The following is a 19,026-nucleotide window of genomic DNA, read 5'->3' on the forward strand; positions in this document are numbered from 1 at the left end:
AGTATTTTAAAGATTATATAATATATAAAAGATTAAAAAAGCTAGAAATATAAATGCTTTATAAACTTAAAAAATGGAAATTAATATAAATAAAATATATTGATATTGTAATAAATATAAAATTATATTTATTTTTAAAAAAGAAAATATTTTTATCATTAACTTTTTTGATATAATTAAAAAAAAGATAATAGGAGAAAGAGATGATATTAAAGAGAGAATTTTATACAAGAGATGCAGTAACAGTAGCAAAAGAACTTTTAGGGAAAGTATTAGTTAAAAAAATTGGAAAAACTCTTTTTAAAGGTAGAATAACAGAGGTGGAAGCATATATGGGAGCAGAAGATAAGGCAAGCCATTCATATAATAATAGACGAACTGACAGAACAGAAGTTATGTATAAGGAAGGAGGATATTCCTATGTATTTTTGATATATGGTATGTATAATTGCTTTAATGTAACGGCCTCTGTAAAAGATAATCCTCAGGCAGTCCTCATCAGAGGAGTAGAACCACTTGACAATAAAGAATTAATGATGATAGAAAGAAAGGTAAAAAAGGAAAAAGATATAGCAAATGGACCAGGTAAATTAACGAAAGCATTAGGAATAACCAAAGAAGATAATGGAGATGATTTAACAAAAAAGAAAAATCTCTGGATAGAAGATGATGGATATATTCCTGAAAAGATAACTGAAACTACAAGAATAGGGATAGATTATGCAGAAGAAGATGCTTTAAAGCCTTGGCGATTTTATATAACCAATAGTATACATGTATCTAAAAAAATTGAAATAAACAAAAAAGAAGCTAAAAAATAACAGCTTCTTTTTAATAACAAGAGGAGAGTTTTGCTATCTTTATTATTCTGAAGGTAAGAAATAGATTTGTGATTTTCCTTTTCTTTTTGCTTCATAAAGGGCTAAATCGCTCTGTTTAATAAGTTCATCTAGGTTGATAACTTTATTATAAGCTGTAGTTATACCTATACTTGAACTTAAATGAATAAAATTAGTTTTATTTATATAAGCTTCTTTCAAGTCTTTTATTAAGAGAGAAGCTTTATTCATTATTTCTTTCATACTCAAATCTCTCAATGAAATTATGAGAAATTCATCTCCTCCAATGCGGGATATTAAATCTCTAGAAAAATTTTTTTTAAGAATAGATGAAGTAAGTACTAATATTTCATCTCCCATTTGATGTCCATAGATATCATTTATAGATTTAAAATTATCAAGATCTATATATAAAATAGTAATTTGATTAACTTTTGTGAAGTGTTTCATATATTCATACAAGTAACGGCGATTGTATAGCCCTGTAAGATAATCAGTATTAGAAGTGTGAATAAGTTTCTTTTCTAATTCTCTTTCTTTGGTTACATCACGGAAAATACATAGTTTTCCCATTTCCTTCTGGAATGTGTCCAGAATTATTTTTTCATGACATTTTAATACTTGTAGTTTTAAATTTTTTAGATTGCTGCATTCAAAACATCCACTTTCATCTATTGGGGTAAATAAGGATAAATTTTCTTTCAGCCAGCTTCTATAGTTATATTTTACAATAACATCTTTTTCAATATTGAAATACTCAACAAACTTATTATTAACATTTATTATATCGTCATTCTTGTTAGAAATCAATATTGCAAACTGCATAGCATTGATGATAAGCTGCAGCTCTATATCAATATTTTCTAAATCTGTGATGTCATGTGCTATTCCTACAGTTCCCATCATTTCACCATCTTCATCATATAGAGGTGATTTATATGTATTCAAACGACGAAATCCATTTCTATTTTTTACTTTTTCATACAATAAAATAGTTTTTCCAGCTTTACGAACATCTTCTTCACTCTCCATGCAAATGTATCCTCCTTTTTCATATTCAGGTTTTGGAATATCCCAAATATCAAAGTGATCTTTTCCTTCAATATTTTCTCTTGTCTTACCTATAATATTGCAAAAAGCATCATTTACTTTTAGATGTATTCCATTATTATCTTTAAACCAAACCATATCAGGAATACTGTTTATTAATGTATTTAAATAATTTTCTGCTAGTAATTTTTCTTTTTTCAATTTTATTTCATCAATTATTTTTTCCATTCTGAATAAAATTTCTTGTTCAGATACAGGAGAAAACCACATATCATTTGCAAAATTAAAAAGAGAATAATTATTAGATAGAATATTTTGTTCTAAAATAAAAATTAGAATGGTACTAGAACTCACTGATTTTTTTAATTTTTCAAGGTCATATTCAGTAGGATAAAAAACTATAAGTATACTGCTTTCTTGAATATCTTCAGTAACCAAATTATTATATTTTATTAAATTGTAAGTAAAGTGTTCTCTCTCTTTTAAGTTATTCATAGCTGTATTAATTAGAGAGTTATTTGGGTACAAAATTTTTAAAGTTGCATTGTACATAACTACTCCTTATATTTTAAATTTCTATTTTCATGGGAAATATATATACTAAATTGTTCATATATTAATATAAGTATAGCTCTAAAATATAATATTGTCAAACTTAAAAATACGATTTTAAGGTTTTATTTGAATGAAAAAAGACCATTTGTTATAAACAGTCTTTTAAAATTTAATTATTATAAAGTATGGACCTTGTCATAATATACTTTTCCATTTTGATCAGTAATTACTAATTTTGCTTTTTTGCCCTTTAAGTTAGGTTCTAACTGAAGAGAAAGGCTCAAATCCTTTTTACCTTCTCTGGCTGATATTCCAAGTAATCCTTCTATTTCTGTATTAGAATTTAAAACTTTTAGATTACATGAAAATTTTAAAGATGTATTACCTTCTGATAGAGAAGAAGCAGTGATAACAGCTAAATTATTAGCAGAGCTGAATTTTATATCTGATAGTGTCCCTTTGTGTGTAAGCTCTCCTTTGTATCCATAAACTCCAATATTAATTTCTGTAATAAATTGTAGATTTGTTGATACTCCAGTATTTTGAGTATTATCAGCTACAGTTTTTATTTCTCCAGGAATTTCTGTAAAAGTAAGTAAACTTGCATATTCTCCATCTTTCATAGAAGAATCAGGCTTTACTCTGAATCTCACTGTTTGAGTAGAAGCTGGTTTTACAGATATTATTTTTGGAAATATAGTAAGATTAGAATTAAGATTATACTTTTCTCCAAAACCAGTATCAGAATTAAAATGTGCTTCCAATCTAAGAGAATCTGAAGTATTATTTGTAATATATATTTCATAAGTGGAAACTTTTTTTAAGTCAACAGCAAATCCTGTAGGAGCTACAGAGAAATTAAGTGAATATGATAATATTGAAATATTTAATAATAATATAATAAAAAACAGTTTTTTCATAAAAATCCTCCAGTTAGATAAGCTGAAAAACAGTAGCATTATGCTACTGCTTTCTCAGTATTAATATTTTATTTTCCAGTACTATATTCATATGTAGCTGCTATTTTAACTGCTCCATTATATTTACCAGTTTCAGCATCACCAGCAACCTCTCCAATTGTTCCAGTAACCTTAAATGACTGGGCTTTATCATTATCTAGAATAACATTTTTAAAATCAGAAAGGTCAGTATTATTTATCTTTAAACTTGCAGCTAACCAATATGCTTTCTCATCTTTAGGTCCAGCTAGATGAACTAAGCTGTTCTTTACATCAAGACCTGAAATCATATCCTTAAAAGTTAAAAGGACTTTTCTACCTCCTTGCCCTTGTAATGTGATGCTTCCAGTTGTAGCTTCACCTATATTTTTTCCTCCCTGTGGAACAAGACCAAAATCAAGAGGACTTGTTGAAATACTTAAACCTCTGACTACCTCTGCTTTAATGTCTAATTGTCCATCAACTTTAGTAGCTACTGATGCTGAAAAAGCAATTCCTGATACTAATAATAAACCTGCTAATAATAATTTTTTCATTTTTATCCCTCCAAGATTATAAAATATTTAATGATAACTTATAAAATAAAAAAAGCAATTACTTTAAAATGAATGAAGAAATCATTTTTTTAAAAATAATTGCAGCTGGCTGCCATTTTACAGGCCCTATAGTTTTGCGTCATAATGTTTCCATTATTTTGCCGAATATTCAATTTATACTTCTTTGATATATTATAACTTAACATTTAATGTTTGTCAATAAAAAAATGTTTAAATTTACGATTTAAAGATATTATTTAAACTTGAATAAAAAAGAGTTCTATTGTGTGGAACCCCTCTTAAAATATATATTTATAAATTTTTAATTGTAATTATAAAGTATGGACTTTATCATAATATATTTTTCCATCTTGATCAGTTACAATAAATTTTATTTTTTTTCCTTTTAAATTCATTCCAGGGTCTATTGATATATTTATCATTTTTTTACCTTCTCTTGAAGACATTCCAAGCATTCCTTCTAATTCAGTATCAGAATTTAAAATTTTTAAACTGTAATAGAATTTTATAGAAGCATTTCCATCAGAAAAAGTTTCAGCAGTGGCAATTAATGAGTCTCCAATATAATTTAGCTTTAAATTATTTAAAGCTCCTTTTGATATCTGCTTTCCTCTTTGTCCAAAAACGCTGATACTAATTTCAGTAATCATTTGTAAATTAGTTGACATTGCAGTTTTATTGCTGCTATCTTCACCAGGAATACTTTTTATTTCTTGAGGAATTTCTTTAAAAGTAAGGTAACTTTTGTATTCACCATCTTTCATATCACTATTAGGTTTGGTTCTAAATCTAATAGTTTGTTTAGCACCAGGTTTTATAGCAATTATTTTAGGGAAAATTACAGAATTAGAATTAAGATTAAAATTTTCTCCAAAATTAGCATCACTCTGAAAATATGCTTCTAATCTAAGTGGTGCAGATGTATTATTGGTAATATAGACTTCTTGAGTAGAAACTTTATCTAAATCTACAACAAATCCTGTGGGCATAACGGAAAAATTAAGAGAATAAGAAACTATTGAAAGTATGAATAAAAAGATAATAAAAGATAGTTTTTTCATGAAAATCCTCCAAAGAATTTAGTTAAAAAACAGCAGCAAATAAATGCTGCTGTTTCAGTAAAATTTATTGTTGATTTTTAAAATTAGTTATTTAGCAGGAGTAACAGCAGGCCAAGAATCATATTTAGCAGTTACTTTTATAGCTCCTTTATAACTACCAGTATTTTGTTCAGGTCTAGTTGCAATATCTCCTGCAACTTTAAATTCTTTTGATTTTACTTCATGTAAATTTCCAGTAGCAGCAATATTGAAAGAAAGAGCACTATCATTTAATTGGTTACCATTATCAAATATTTTTATAACAGGAATTAAACGGTCATTATAAGCATCACCATTTGACCCACCTTCTCTTAATAACTTAGCTGTAATTTGACCATTTTTAAATTTATTATTTGCATCAATAGTATCTTCTATTGTCAAAGAAATATTTGTATTTGATGCTCCTTTAATAATAAATTTACCAGCTTCAGTCTGACTTGGATTTACAGTTTTATTATCATCTAACCCAAGAATACCAAAGTTTAATGGTTCAGTCTCAATGTTTAAATCAGTAAGAACCTGAGCAAAAATTTCAACTTTTCCACTTGCTTCTGTTTTAATCTCAGCAGCAAAAGCTGAGCTAGCTACAACCAATAATCCCACTAATAATAATAATTTTTTCATATCTATCCCTCCTAAATATTTTATATTTTATTTATCCCCTGTATATTAAAAATGCAATTATTATATAAAAATACGATTATAAAATCACATTTTTATATAATAATTGCAACTGGCTGCCATTTTACAGGCCCTATAGCTTTGCGTCATAATGTTTCCATTACTTTGCCAAGAAAATAATATATACTCATTTTATGTAACATAATTATACATTATTATTTATTGTGTGTCAATTAAATAGTTGTGAAAAAACATTATAAAAATACGGATAAAAGAAGTTTTACATCAGATGAACAAAAAACTGAATTAAAAAAGTCACAAATAAAAAACAGAACACTTAAAATAAAGAGAAGGAGGGAGATTTCCCCTTCCCTTTTATTTTAATATTATAAAGAATTTATTTTAGTATAAAGAATTTCATCATTTTGATTTTTTAATATAAGTTTTATTTTTTTACTATTTAATTCAGGAGTTTCTATAGTAATAGAAAGATTTTTTTCTCCAGTTCTTGCACTTGTTCCAAACCTTCCTTCAGCAATAATTTTTCCACTTTCATTTTCTAAGATATAGTTTATTTTCATAGCTGTATTACCTTTAGAAATTGTATCAGCTTCTATAGAAAGAATTTTTCCAGAATATGATATTTTTATATTTTCTATTGTACCATCAACTATAGTTTTTCCTATTATTCCAGAAACTCCTATGGCTACTTCTGTGATAAAACTAACTTCAGTTGATAGTCCTTTATTATCTTTGTCATTTATAACTATTGTTTTTATTTCCTGTGGAACTTCCTTGAATACCAATAAACTTTTATATTCTCCATCTTTCATTGCTGCTTCAGGTTTTACTCTGAATCTTATAGTTTGTTTGGAACCAGGTTTTATGGATATCATTTTTGGAAATACAGTTATATTGTTATTTAAGCTAAAATTGTCAAAAGATTCTGCAGCTTCCAGATATGTTTCTATTCTTAAAGGTGCAGGAGTATTATTGATAATATACACTTCCTGAGTTACAGGCTTTTTAAGTTCAACTTGGAAACTTGTAGGAGCTACAGAAAAATTAAGAGCATATATAGCTGTTCCAATGGTGAAAATCATTAAAAATGTAAATATTTTTTTCACTAAATCACCCCTAAATCAAAGTTCTGATAATAATTTATCATATTTTTCAAATTTTAGATTTCTATTGAATTTTTTAAATCTTTCTACAATAGCATCTTTAAAAGGCTTGTTTTTTTCAATTATATTGCCCTTACTATCAATCTCATCTCCATTTTTGAATAGAGATAAAAGAACTATTCCTCCACCTTTATCAAAAATAGTAACTTTTCCATCTTTTAATCCATTTTTATATGGAACAGTAGTTTTTATATCACCTGTTTTAAAGAAAAGTTTCCACATACCCTCTCTCTTATTATTTTTATAAGTTCCCTCTACAAGAGGGATATTGTCAGTAGAAAACATTTCTATTGAACCATTTAGTTTTCCATATGAGAAAACTGTTATAGTATCTAGTATACTTGGACTATGGAAGAAGACAGCTTCTCCATCCAATAGTCCACTTTTGTATGTTACTTGAGTTTTTACATTTCCTTTTGAATCATAACTTACAACTTTTCCTGAAAGTATGCCATCTTCAAAATTTTCATAACTTTCTATTTTATTTGTTTCATAGAAATATGCCCATTGACCATGAGGTTTATCATAGTTATATCTAAGAATAGCTCTATTGCTTCCATTAGGATATTTCACAATCCATTGTCCATGCTTGATTCCTTCTACATATCTGCCTTCATAGATGAAGGTTTTTCCTTCATCTGAAATAACGCCTTTAAAAAACCCATCTTTTATACCTGATTTATATTCTTCATTGATACCAGGACCTCTGAATTCACCAGTAAAAGGGGCAGATTCATTTTTGAAATAGACGATATTATTTTTTAGCTGCTTATTTTCAATCTTTTCTACTCGTTTAGTATCAGAGTATGAAAGTTTGATTATGCCGAAACATAAAATCATAATTATCAATAATAGATTCGATTTTTTCAAAATAACCCTTCTCCTTTGATTTTTTAGTAATTATTTAAGATGTTATCTATTTCATCTTCATCCATATCAGGTGTTCTTTCTTGAGTTGGTTCTTCATCAACTATTCTCATTAGCTGAGTATCATAACCCTCAAAGTACTCTCCAGTTTCTGTATCTGTAAGAGTAACATCAACATCTAACTCAGGGATGGTAAAGCCAAAATTTTCCTGACCAAGATATATAAACTTCATTTTATATTGTCCTGGTGGGATATCTTCAAAGAAGAACATTCCATCAAATTCAGGATCGACTTCATATTGTACTTGTCCATCTTTTTCAAGGACTATTGTAGTCATAGATACAGCTTGTATAAATTGTCTTTCTGTAAATTCAGATGTATTCCAGATATTTCCTGTAACCATTGAAACAACTTCAATAGGTACATCAACTTTAAGTCCAGAAGATTTTCTTGTTTTTATTTTTAAAGCACCTTTAGAATTTTTTAGCATAGGGTCAATAGTTTTTCTATTTATTGTAAGATCTATAATCTCATTAGTAACTACTCCTTCAGCTACATAGTTTCCATCTTCATCAGCTATAAAAGTTCTGTTATTTACCATAACTCCAGCTTCTGGAATAGGAATATCTCCTTGATCAAATATACCATTTCCATTTTTATCAAGGAATACTTTACCATATATCCAGGCACCAGTAATGGAAACATTACTCTTGATCTCTCTAAGAGGATTGCTAAGGTCAATGATTTTACTTGCATGAAGACTTGTGGTAGTTTTATGATTGTTATTTTCGTTTATAGCAATATCAGTTGGAAGTTCAAGATAAATGAAATCATCTAGTTCAATAGTGAAAGTGATACCATATCTAAACTTTTCTGTTTCATTGGAATATTTAGCTTCTACACCAAAATCAACATATAAAGAATCTTTTATTAACTCCATATTTCTTTTATTTACTCTAAAAGTATATTCTTGTTTATAATCATCATCATTTTTCTTTTTGCTTATTTCTCCATCTAACATCATATTCAAACTTTGAAATCCAGAATAAGCAAATGATGGATAGAAAGCTACTCCTTCCCTTCCTTTTGTTAATTCCTTTTCTGCTCTCAGAGAGAAAGAAACAGGATTAAGCATTGAGGAATACCATGTTCCATATACATTTTTACTTTCTACATCAGTATCATAGTAAATATACCTATTAAGACCAAATTCAAAAGAGTTTCTATTAAAACTTTTTCCAACAGATATTGAGTTATATTTTTTTAAATTTGTATCTTCATAGACATATGGAGAATATTTATTTTCAGTAAATCTTAAATTATATGAAAATAGCTTTTGTTCTATAGAAAGATTATAGCTATTTTCTTGTTTTTCTATTTCATAGAAATTCTTGTAATTAATTAAAGTTGGGAAATTATGAAGTCCTGTACTCCACAAGAAAGTATTTTCCAAGAATCTGTACTTTCTCCCAGAAGTGCTTATAAGATCACTTCCACTTACTCCAACAGTAAGATTGTCAGCCAATCCATAGAAGGCTCTTACAATACTTTGAGGTTCTCCATTATCAGCATTTTTACCACTCTGTGCTGAAAATCTGTATCTTCCCTTCTTTAATAATTCTGAATCTGAAAGAGAATAAACTATTCTTTCTTCTATTCCACCATTTTTGTAGTAAATTTTTAATGTATAGTCAGAACTAAGTATACCATCATCTACTCTAAATTCAAAATCTTTTGTTGGTGGAGTAATATAGTTTAAAAGCATACCATTTCTATATAACTCAATAACATCAGCATCAAAGGCTTCCCCTTTGATAACAGTGATGGCACCATCTTTTGTTACATATGTTTCTTCATTATTAAAGCTCACTCCCAGAATATTACTATCTATATTTAAAAATCCAGGGGTTATAAGGGAGAAGTTACCTAGTACAAGGTCATTATCTCCAATAATATCTGAATAAGTAAGATTTCCATAGTTAAGCTCTGAGTCAGGTCTTATTCCACCAGATAAATAAAGCTCTCCATAAAGAAATTGAGAAGCATATTCATATGAAAGACGATTCTCAGGACCTTTAATATCAGATTGAGAATAATCTAATTTTATTAGTCCAGGAGTTATGAGTTTTCTTGGAACTTCAATATCAATCTTTTTTTCTTCTTCCTCTTTTCTGCTATCCAGTCTTAATCTTTCTACTTTTCCTTTTTCTCTCTCTTCATAAGGTAATGTAAAATTTGGCTCTAAAGTCAACCTTAAAGATGAAAAGTCATACTTTATTGAAGTAAAATCCATTTTTTCTTCTAAAGCTTTTGAATTGACAAATAGTTCACCATCTAAGACATAGGCTTCATCATCTGAAAAAGAAACATTAAAATTTTTCCCCTCAAGTTTTCCAAATATAGATTTTCTTTCAGTATTTACTTCAAGTCCATAGAGTTCCATAAAATAAAATAAAGTGTTCATTCCTATGTAAACTTCTTCATTATCATAATCATATTTCACCATGAAAAAATCATCTTTGATTTTTTTGGCACTTATCTGTATATATGAATCTTCAAAATTTTCATAATCCTCTATTGAATAAAGAGATGTGGGAATAATTAATAGAAATATTAAGAAAGATAGAATCTTTCTCTTTATCATTAATCATATCCCACCCTTACTACAAAACTTCCAGTGTACTTTCCACGACTTTTTTTATCTGAGTCACACTGTCCATGAATTTCTATATCAGGTGTTTCTCCTAATTCTTGATTTCCTTTTCCATAAACCATATTTGTAAGTTGTGCATGGCTAACAAAAGTATTAGCATCATATGAACTTTCATTTGAAGCAAAATGTAAAAGCACATCTATTGAATCTCTAAGACTATTTTCTATTTTAACTTTTTTAGGGATAAATATTTTAATTTTTGCATTTTTTTGACCAATTACTTTTATAACAGCAGGATGACCAGTTGATTTAGTATTAAGTGGATTCCCAGCAATCCCTCTCCCAAGATCCATATCTTTTTTCACTACTACTTTTAAAGAATCAATAGGTTCTATATCCTTAAGATTGATAGAAACATAATTACTAATTTCTTTCTTTCCCTCATTTCCTCTGTAACCAATGGCTAAGTTAGGTGTTTTGCTATTATGACTCCAATCGAAAATAAGATTACCTCTTAAAGAAAATTTAATTTCATTAATGAGAGAACCTTCTCTATTTTTAAAGTAAATACGTTTTCCACTTTGAAATCCTTCAGTGACTCTTATTTCTAAATTTGTACCCTTAATAAAATTTGTATTTTCTATATTAGCAACTTCAAAATAAGTATCCTTATCCCCATCTTTTTTAGTTATTGTTACTTCAGTAATTTCAAATCCAGTAGTTGGAGTTGTATTTGTTATAATATTTTCCTTTGTGTAAATTCCTTTAACTGAAATACTTTCAAAACCACCATTACTTGAATAAGAAAAAGAAAATACAACAAACATAAGTCCCATTATAAATTTTAGTTTCTTATATATTTTAATCCCCTCCTTCTTATCTTTTTATATATTTATATTTTTCGGCTCCCACTACAAGAGTGTTTCCATGAGAAATAGAAATATATGGAAGCTCTTTATATATGAGCTGAACTATTTTATCAAATACCTGATCCCTTTTCTCCTTATCTTTTTCTTCTTTTATAATTTTAAGGAATGGCTGTAAAGCATTATACATTTCCATATCTCCTATATCATAAAGAAGAACCTTTCCTAAGTTGAATACAGTATAGTTTTTATTAAATGATATATCAAATACAGCAAGATCAAAATCTTTGTTTTGGAATTTAATATAGTATGAATCTACCTGATGAGGCAGAATATTTACTTTCATTCCAGAATTTTCAAGAGAGACTTTTATATTTTCAGCTCGCTCCATACTGCTGTTTGTATTAAGTACCATAATATTTACTTCTTTGTTTTTCAAACCTGCTTTATCTATATTTTTCTTAGCTTTTGAATTACTGTAATCAATATTTACTTTAGAAAGTCTAGGAGTAAACATTTTGCTAGGGAAGAAAGAATCTGCAGTCCTTTGCACAGCACTTTCAATAGCTCTTCTGCTTTCAATAGAATAATTTTTTTGTTTTCCAAATATGAGTACAGAACTTTCTGTTTCTTCACTTTTTTCAACAAAAACACTTTCCTCAATTATTCCATATTCTTTTGCACTTTTCAGTGCTTTTTCTGTTACATCTAAAGCAATATTGGCTTTATCATTAAATAAAGCGATAAGTCTTTGGGTTTCATTAACTTCTTCTCCAATAGTTATTCTTTTTATACTAGAAGGACCAGCAAAATAATCAGGGAAATTTACTAGTTTTAGTGTTTTTCCATTAAAGCTTTTTGTATAAAAAGGTCCAGTACCAATTATTCCTTTTTCAGTTCTTTTAGCAATAGAACTAATTTCATAAGTTAATGATGCTAAGAATAAGCTGTCTTTCTCAGCAATCTTTATTACCAATTCTTTGTTGCTTAAAACTTTTATATCTGTGATTTCAGAATAGAAGTTTTTTAATCTTCCGTTTTTTCTTAGATATTCTAATGAATCTCTAACATCTTTGGCAGTAAGAATACTTTTGTCATGAAATTTTATACCAGTTTTCAATTCTATAGAGAGTTCTTTTTCATTCAGCCATTTATAATTTTTAACAAGATAAGGATTTACCTCTCCATTATCATTAAAAGTAAAAAGAGTATTATACATTAAAGGAATAGACCTTTTAGAATAATTATCTTTTATCATGGCAGGATCAATGCTTGAAACTCTTATTCCTTGGAGAATATTCAAAGTTTCAGGAATCTCGCTAGTTTTTTCATTTTGATATCCATATTCATCAGCAAAAATATTTTCTACATCGTTTGTAGTACTGCTAAAGCTAAAGATCAAAGAAAAATTAAATATCAATAATAATAAATATTTTCTCAAAAAATTCACCTCGTGCAGTATTTATTTATTTTTTATAGCTGAGTAGATTTCATCAGCTAGGTATATAGATTTAGTATTTTCCTCATAAATCTTTTTAAATAGGTCACTATTTGCTAAGAAAATACTTACTAATTCAGGATCAAAACTGACACCACTTTCAGCAATTATAATTTTTATAGCTTTTTCATGAGAGAACCCAGGTCTGTAGGCTTTATCTTGTCTTAAAGTATCATAAGTATCTGCTAATGCAACAATTCTTCCTTCAACTGGAATTTCTTTTTCTTTTAATCCCATTGGATATCCCAAACCATTCCATTTTTCATGGTGGAACTTAACAAGATTTTCAGCTGCTTTTCCAAGACCTAATTTTTCAGCAAGTTTATGTCCTACAATAGCGTGTTCCTTTACTTTGTCAAATTCTTCTGTAGTTAATTTTCCAGGTTTATTAAGTATTTCATTTGGAACAATAACTTTACCTAAATCATGCAGAATAGCAAATTTTTTGATTTCAGATACAAGTTTTTTATCCAAGTTAGATTTTTCAGCAAGAAGTTCAGAATATAGAGATAATCTTTTAGCATGATCTCCAGCTTCTTCTTGATCCAGTTGATTTATCATTTCCAGTGTTTCTACCAGAACATTACTTAATACTTCTGCTCTTTTTCTATTTTTTTCAGATTTGATAAGAACAACTATTAAGATAATAATAAACATTACTGTAGGAACAGCCACTTTCATCATTAATTTGTAGTTCTTTTCTACAAGTATATTTTTATTAGCTTCTGGGTCAGTAAGAGTTTTGTCTAAAGCAAAACTTTTCATTACAGTATTTATAAGCTGGCTTAATTCCTCTTCGTTTTTCTTTACTCCAAGACTTATAGACATATCTTCGTTTATAGTTCCAGCTATTTTAACTTCATCATCAAGGAATTCATTAGTTATAGCTCCTCTGATGACACTTGAAAATCCTACAAAATAATCTCCATTTCCTGCAGCCAATTTTTTAAGTCCTTCTTGAACAGACTTAACAGGAACTATAGTAATATCTTTAGTTACTTGAGGAAGATATTCAGAAAAATAACTATTCTCAACAACAAGGACTTTTTTATTGTCTAAATCACTTATACTTGCTCTATATGAATCAAGTTTTTTATTTGCTATACCTATGTCACTTGAATAATACGGAGTACTGAATATATATTTATCCATTTTTTTCTGATTTTTTATAATGTAAGCATTTATATCTCCGTTATCTTTAGTTATTTTAAATGGAACTCCAATAATAGTTTCCAAATCTTTTAACATCTCAGGAAGAAGTCCTTTATATCTTCCATCTTTTTCATAAAAAAGTGGAAGAATATATTTTGAATTAGGAAGCTGAACTTTTATTTCTTTAAATTTATTTTTTATAATATACTGATTAGGGGTATCTTTTAAAAGGTAAGTATAATAGTTTATTCTGTTTGTTTTTATAATATCTGTAAAGTTAGAAGGAGGTAGAGAAGTTATGTAAGTTTTTACAGCATTATATATTTCAGTTTTATCTTCTCTTACGGCTATTTGTTCTCTGTATTGAAGAGATTCTATCATTCTGATATGACTTTCAACAGAGTTGCTTTCAGCCCAATCTACAGCAATAAAGGCATCAGCTTCTCCATTTTCCAGATATTCCAGCCCTTTATCTTCATTTGGAGCACTAACTTTTTCAAATACTACATTTGAAAATCTTTCTTCAAATTCTGCAAGACCACGAGAATTAGGAATATAAGCAATTTTTAATCCATTTAAATCACTTACTTTTCTAATATTGCTGTTATTTTTTACTAGAACAGCTACTCTGTATGTAATAGGTGTAGGGATATAATTATAATTTTCATCTTGATAAGAATCAACAACTCTTATCATTACTTCAGGATTTTCATTTTCCAGTTTATAATCCAGATCATATTTAGAGTTTAATTTTTCAGTGTTAATTTTTTCAAATACTTCTGCATAAACACCTTCATACTTTCCAGTTTCTAAATTTTTATACAGATACATATCTGTAAGATTGAGAGGTATCTTTATAGTTAAAGAATCTTTTGCAAAGACAAAAGAACTAAAAAGTATAAAGAAGATTGTAATTAGTTTTTTCATTAGCACCACCATTTTTTATATTATTTATTAAAGAAAATTGTAGTTGATTAAAGAACTGTAATTATAACTTTAAAAAATTGAATATATTAATATTTTACAGATGAATCATCATATTCAATTCTAAAAATAATAGATCCAGTGTATGATCCAGAAGGAGTATTTGATGTAATATCCAGAAGTTTTCCATGAACAAAAAGATTGTGTGGTTTATTTTCTGTCAAGTTAAAACTAGAATCATTTTTTATCTTTGGATTAGCTCCAACATTAAAAGCTGCTTTTAATTTATCATTATCTTTATTAGTAAGAGAAACAATAAGAGGATCTGAACTCACATGAAATGGAGAACTTTTATTGGATGAATCCATCCATTTTAATATCACGTTTCCACTCCCAGTAACAGTTAGTTTACCATCAGTTATTGTTTCAGGTTCATTACCTTTATTATAATTTTGTGCTATAACAGTTCCAAAATCAGCATGTTTTACCACTTCAAGGTTAAGAGGTGCTAAAAATTCAGCAGTAATATTTACTGTAGCCTCATCATTGTTGTTATCACTTCCAAAAAGAATAACAGAAGAAATGAATATTCCTAAAAGAATTAATATTTTTTTCATAAATTTTCCTCCAAAGTTTGTAAATAACTTAATTTTAAACCTAGATAAAAAAGTGCAATCACAAAAAGACAGAGAGCCTCTGTATTTTTCAGAATTGCAACTGGCTACCATTTTAATAGGCCCTATAGCTTTGCGTCATAACGTTTCCATTATTTTGCTATAAAATATCTTTGAACCGTTTTTTTAAAGTATATATATTTAGTTTAAGAATACTATACTTCATTAAAAAAGTCAATATTTTTTGGAAATATAAAAAAATAAAAAGTATCTATAAAATTGAAAATTGAATAATATAGAGACTGTACATAAAATAGTTTAAAAAAATCTGAATTTATGTTATACTACTTCTATTAATTTATGACTTTTAAGGGGGAAATTTTAAAGATGGATTTTTTAGAGAAGCAGTTTAAGCTGAAAGAACATGGAACAGATGTAAAAACTGAAATATTAGCTGGAGTAACAACTTTTGCTACAATGGCATATGTACTTGCAACTGTACCATCTATGATGGGAGCTGCAGGATTTAGCAAAGCAGCAGTTCTTACTATGGTTATAATTTTATGTGCTGTGACATCTACTGCAATGGGACTTGTTACTAATAGACCTTTTGTACTTGGACCTGGACTTGGAAGTGTAGGGGTATATGCTATTACAATGATAGTTGGAGAAGAAATGTCTCCAGCAGTTGCTTCAGGAGTTATTTTCTGGGAGGGAATACTTTTTGTTATTATTTCTTTTGTAGGACTTAGAGATATCATTGTAAAACTTATTCCATTAAGTATAAAAATATCTATCAGTGCAGGGATAGGATTATTTATATCTTTGCTTGGATTTAAAAATGCTGGAATAATAGTTGCAAATGCAAAGAAAAATGTACTTGGATTTGGAGATCTTACAAGTCCAGCAGCAATTCTTGCAGTAATAGGTCTTATTATACTTTTAGTTCTTGAAATAAGAAAAATAAATGGAGGAGTAATTCTTGCTATTATACTTACTACTATTATAGGAATTCCTTTAGGAGTTACAAAAATACCAACTACTATTTTTGCAGCACCAGGAAGTATTTCAGAAATGGCATTTAATATTGATATAATAGGAGCACTAAATATAAAATATATTCCATTTCTATTTGCTCTTTTTATACCTGATTTTTTCTCTACTTTTGGGACTGTTATAGGTGTAGGAGCAAAAGCAGGGCTTTTAGATAAAAATGGAAATTTACCTGGGATTGAAAAATGTTTTTATGTAGACTCAATATCTACCGTATTGGGAAGCTTTTTCTGTATGCCTTGTATGACTACGTATTTAGAGTCAGCAAGTGGAGTAGAAGCAGGAGGAAAAACTGGACTGACTTCTTTATCTACATCAGCAGTATTTTTACTTATGTTCCTTATTACACCTTTGGCACTTATGATACCAGCAGCAGCTACAGCTCCTACATTGATGCTTATTGGAGTAAAAATGCTGAGTGGAATGAGAAATATAAATTATGATGATGCTACAGAATGTATTCCAGCGTTTTTATCAGTAGCTTTAACAATATTTACATTTAATGTTGCAAATGGAATATCAGCAGCAATAATAGTTTATGTGATATTAAAAGTAGCAAGTGGAAGAAGCAAAGAAGTGCCAACAACTATGTATCCATTTGCAGCAGTTCTTTGTTACTACTTCTATACATTGACAATATAGAAAATAAATTAGGAGAAAAGAATGAAAATAGATTTATTAATCAAAGATGTAAAAATCTACAATTCATATTTAAAAAAATTTAGAGAAGCTAATGTAGCTATTTTAAATAAAAAAATACTTCATATAGATATAAAAAAAGAGATAGAATTTGATGCTGAGGAAATTATAGATGGAAAAAATCAGTATATGATACCTGGATTAATAGATATACATATGCATATAGAAAGTTCTATGATGACACCAGCACCATTTTGTCATCAGCTCGCAAAAAATGGAGTTACAACTATTGTAGCAGAACCTCATGAGATAGCTAATGTTTTTGGAGCTAGAGGAATATATGCTATGATAGAAGCAGAAAGTAATATAGATACAAGTATATTTTATGGAATTCCAAGCAGTGTTCCATCAACTTCAGAAGAATTGGAAACAACAGGAGCAATTATAGATTGTGAAGGAATGAAAAAAATTGCTGAAAATCCAAAGGTCATCTGTATAGGAGAAGTAATGAACTATAGAAAAGTTATAGTTGATGACACTTTAGAAATATGTAAATTTATAGAGTATGTAAAAAAAGAGAAACCAACATATGCTATAGAGGGTCATTGTCCAAAACTTCTTGATCTTGAACTTTCAAAATTTTTATATCTTGGAATAAATGGGGATCATACAGAACATACAATGGAGGAATTTAAACAGAGATTTGAAAATGGTATGTTTGTTGAAATACAAGCAAAGTCCATTGAAAAAGAACTCATAGATTATATTAAGGAAAATAATCTTTATGAGCATTTTTCCTTTGTAACTGATGATGTTATGGCAGATACTTTTCTCAATGAAGGTCATCTTAATGCTGTTATGAAAAAAGCTGTCAGAGAAGGACTTAAAATAGAAGATGCTATATATTCAGCAACTTTTACTCCTGCTAGAAGAATGCATCTTTTGGATAGAGGAGTTCTAGCTCCTGGAAAAAAAGCAGACTTTTTATTTATAGAAGATTTAGAAAAATTTGAGATAAAAAATACTTTTATTGATGGTAAAGAAGTTTATAATTATTTAGAAGAAAAAAAATATATTCCAACTTCTTACAAATTTCCAGAAGATTTTTATAAAAGTGTTCATGTAAAAAATATTAAAAATGAAGATTTAAAGATTTCAGTACAAAGCAAAGAGAAAGAAGTTATGTGCAGAATTATAGAAGTAAATGATGGAAGTACAAGAACTAAAGAACTTATCAGAGCTGTTCCTGTGAAAGATGGGTTTCTTGATTGGGAAAATAGTGAATATTGCTTAATAGCTGTTTTTGAAAGATATGGTAAAAATGGAAATATAGGTTTTGGTTTGGTAACAGGAGATTCTATAAAAGAAGGAGCAACAGCTACTACTTATGCTCATGATCATCATAACTTGATGATAATAGGAAAAACTGTCAAAGATATGGTGACAGCTGCTAACAGAATAATTGAAATTCAGGGCGGAATTTGTACTGTGAAAGATGGAAATATTTTAAATGAAGTGAAATTACCAGTAGCTGGAATATTATCTGAAAAAAGTGTAGAAGAATTAGGAAAAGAAGTAGAAGAACTAAGAAATGCCATGAAGAATCTTGGCTATAAGCATTATAATCCTATAATGTCTCTTTGTACTTTATCTCTTCCAGTGTCACCAGAATTAAAGATAACTGATAAAGGACTTATTGATGTAACAGAGTCAAAAGTTGTAGATATTATAGTATAAAATAAAAATGGAGATTATCATCATGATTTTCTCCATTTTTTAATGTAATTAAAAAATACAAAAGTTCACTATTTCATGAAATTAAAAAAAATGCTGTATAACTATTGACAAATTACTTCTAAAAGGGTAATAAATTAGATAGAAAAACATTCAGAAT

The 19,026-nt window shown here is 28.2% G+C and carries 15 protein-coding genes and 3 riboswitches; of the genes, 3 read left to right on the forward strand and 12 right to left on the reverse strand.

From position 1 onward, the window contains the following. Window positions 1-203: 203 nt before the first annotated feature. The gene (locus tag E6771_RS04680; protein WP_316089973.1) at window positions 204-821 is read left to right on the forward strand and encodes a DNA-3-methyladenine glycosylase; all 618 of its coding nucleotides are present in this window, start codon (window positions 204-206) and stop codon (window positions 819-821) included. Between the two features lie 42 nt (window positions 822-863). On the opposite strand, the gene E6771_RS04685 is transcribed toward E6771_RS04680, so the two are convergent. From E6771_RS04685 to E6771_RS04740, 12 genes are all read right to left on the reverse strand, one after another. Next, window positions 864-2,441: a sensor domain-containing diguanylate cyclase gene (locus E6771_RS04685; RefSeq protein ID WP_316089974.1), complete on the reverse strand. Its 1,578-nt coding sequence runs from the start codon at window positions 2,439-2,441 to the stop codon at window positions 864-866. Window positions 2,442-2,620: 179 nt separating this feature from the next. Further along, complete coding sequence (locus tag E6771_RS04690) at window positions 2,621-3,364, reverse strand: fimbria/pilus periplasmic chaperone (protein WP_316089975.1); 744 nt, start codon at window positions 3,362-3,364, stop codon at window positions 2,621-2,623. 68 nt (window positions 3,365-3,432) lie between these two features. Further along, a complete protein-coding gene (locus tag E6771_RS04695) occupies window positions 3,433-3,939 on the reverse strand; it encodes a hypothetical protein (protein ID WP_316089977.1) in 507 nt (168 codons plus the stop codon). Window positions 3,940-4,036: 97 nt separating this feature from the next. After that, a riboswitch (cyclic di-GMP riboswitch) is annotated at window positions 4,037-4,112 on the reverse strand. Window positions 4,113-4,271: 159 nt separating this feature from the next. Next, entirely contained in the window at window positions 4,272-5,021 is a 750-nt protein-coding gene (locus E6771_RS04700; protein ID WP_316089978.1) for a molecular chaperone, read from the reverse strand. An 87-nt stretch (window positions 5,022-5,108) separates the two neighbouring features. Next, a complete protein-coding gene (locus E6771_RS04705) occupies window positions 5,109-5,684 on the reverse strand; it encodes a DUF4402 domain-containing protein (RefSeq protein ID WP_316089979.1) in 576 nt (191 codons plus the stop codon). A gap of 101 nt (window positions 5,685-5,785) precedes the next feature. After that, window positions 5,786-5,861, reverse strand: a riboswitch (cyclic di-GMP riboswitch). 206 nt (window positions 5,862-6,067) lie between these two features. Beyond that, window positions 6,068-6,808 carry a fimbria/pilus periplasmic chaperone gene (locus E6771_RS04710; RefSeq protein WP_316089980.1) on the reverse strand — a complete coding sequence of 247 codons (741 nt, stop codon included), beginning with the start codon at window positions 6,806-6,808 and terminating at the stop codon, window positions 6,068-6,070. Between the two features lie 15 nt (window positions 6,809-6,823). Continuing rightward, the gene (locus E6771_RS04715; protein ID WP_316089981.1) at window positions 6,824-7,735 is read right to left on the reverse strand and encodes a toxin-antitoxin system YwqK family antitoxin; all 912 of its coding nucleotides are present in this window, start codon (window positions 7,733-7,735) and stop codon (window positions 6,824-6,826) included. Between the two features lie 23 nt (window positions 7,736-7,758). Next, the gene (locus tag E6771_RS04720; protein ID WP_316089982.1) at window positions 7,759-10,377 is read right to left on the reverse strand and encodes a hypothetical protein; all 2,619 of its coding nucleotides are present in this window, start codon (window positions 10,375-10,377) and stop codon (window positions 7,759-7,761) included. Then, entirely contained in the window at window positions 10,377-11,222 is an 846-nt protein-coding gene (locus tag E6771_RS04725) for a hypothetical protein (protein ID WP_316089983.1), read from the reverse strand. Before E6771_RS04725 ends, E6771_RS04720 begins: the two co-directional genes overlap by 1 nt. Before the next feature lie 40 nt (window positions 11,223-11,262). Next, window positions 11,263-12,693 carry an ABC transporter substrate-binding protein gene (locus E6771_RS04730; RefSeq protein ID WP_316089984.1) on the reverse strand — a complete coding sequence of 477 codons (1,431 nt, stop codon included), beginning with the start codon at window positions 12,691-12,693 and terminating at the stop codon, window positions 11,263-11,265. 21 nt (window positions 12,694-12,714) lie between these two features. Then, window positions 12,715-14,829, reverse strand: coding sequence for an HD domain-containing phosphohydrolase (locus tag E6771_RS04735; protein WP_316089985.1), 2,115 nt, complete (start codon window positions 14,827-14,829; stop codon window positions 12,715-12,717). Window positions 14,830-14,915: 86 nt separating this feature from the next. Beyond that, window positions 14,916-15,443 (reverse strand): hypothetical protein, encoded by a 528-nt coding sequence (locus tag E6771_RS04740; protein ID WP_316089986.1) that lies wholly within the window; start codon window positions 15,441-15,443, stop codon window positions 14,916-14,918. A gap of 92 nt (window positions 15,444-15,535) precedes the next feature. Further along, window positions 15,536-15,612: riboswitch (cyclic di-GMP riboswitch) on the reverse strand. A gap of 215 nt (window positions 15,613-15,827) precedes the next feature. Between E6771_RS04740 and E6771_RS04745 the strand changes: the two genes are divergently transcribed. Both E6771_RS04745 and E6771_RS04750 read left to right on the forward strand, forming a co-directional pair. After that, window positions 15,828-17,135 carry an NCS2 family permease gene (locus tag E6771_RS04745; RefSeq protein ID WP_316089987.1) on the forward strand — a complete coding sequence of 436 codons (1,308 nt, stop codon included), beginning with the start codon at window positions 15,828-15,830 and terminating at the stop codon, window positions 17,133-17,135. A 21-nt stretch (window positions 17,136-17,156) separates the two neighbouring features. Then, entirely contained in the window at window positions 17,157-18,869 is a 1,713-nt protein-coding gene (locus E6771_RS04750; protein ID WP_316089988.1) for an adenine deaminase, read from the forward strand. The last annotated feature ends 157 nt before the right edge of the window (window positions 18,870-19,026 follow it).

The organism is Fusobacterium sp., assembly GCF_032477075.1.
Taxonomy (GTDB): domain Bacteria; phylum Fusobacteriota; class Fusobacteriia; order Fusobacteriales; family Fusobacteriaceae; genus Fusobacterium_A.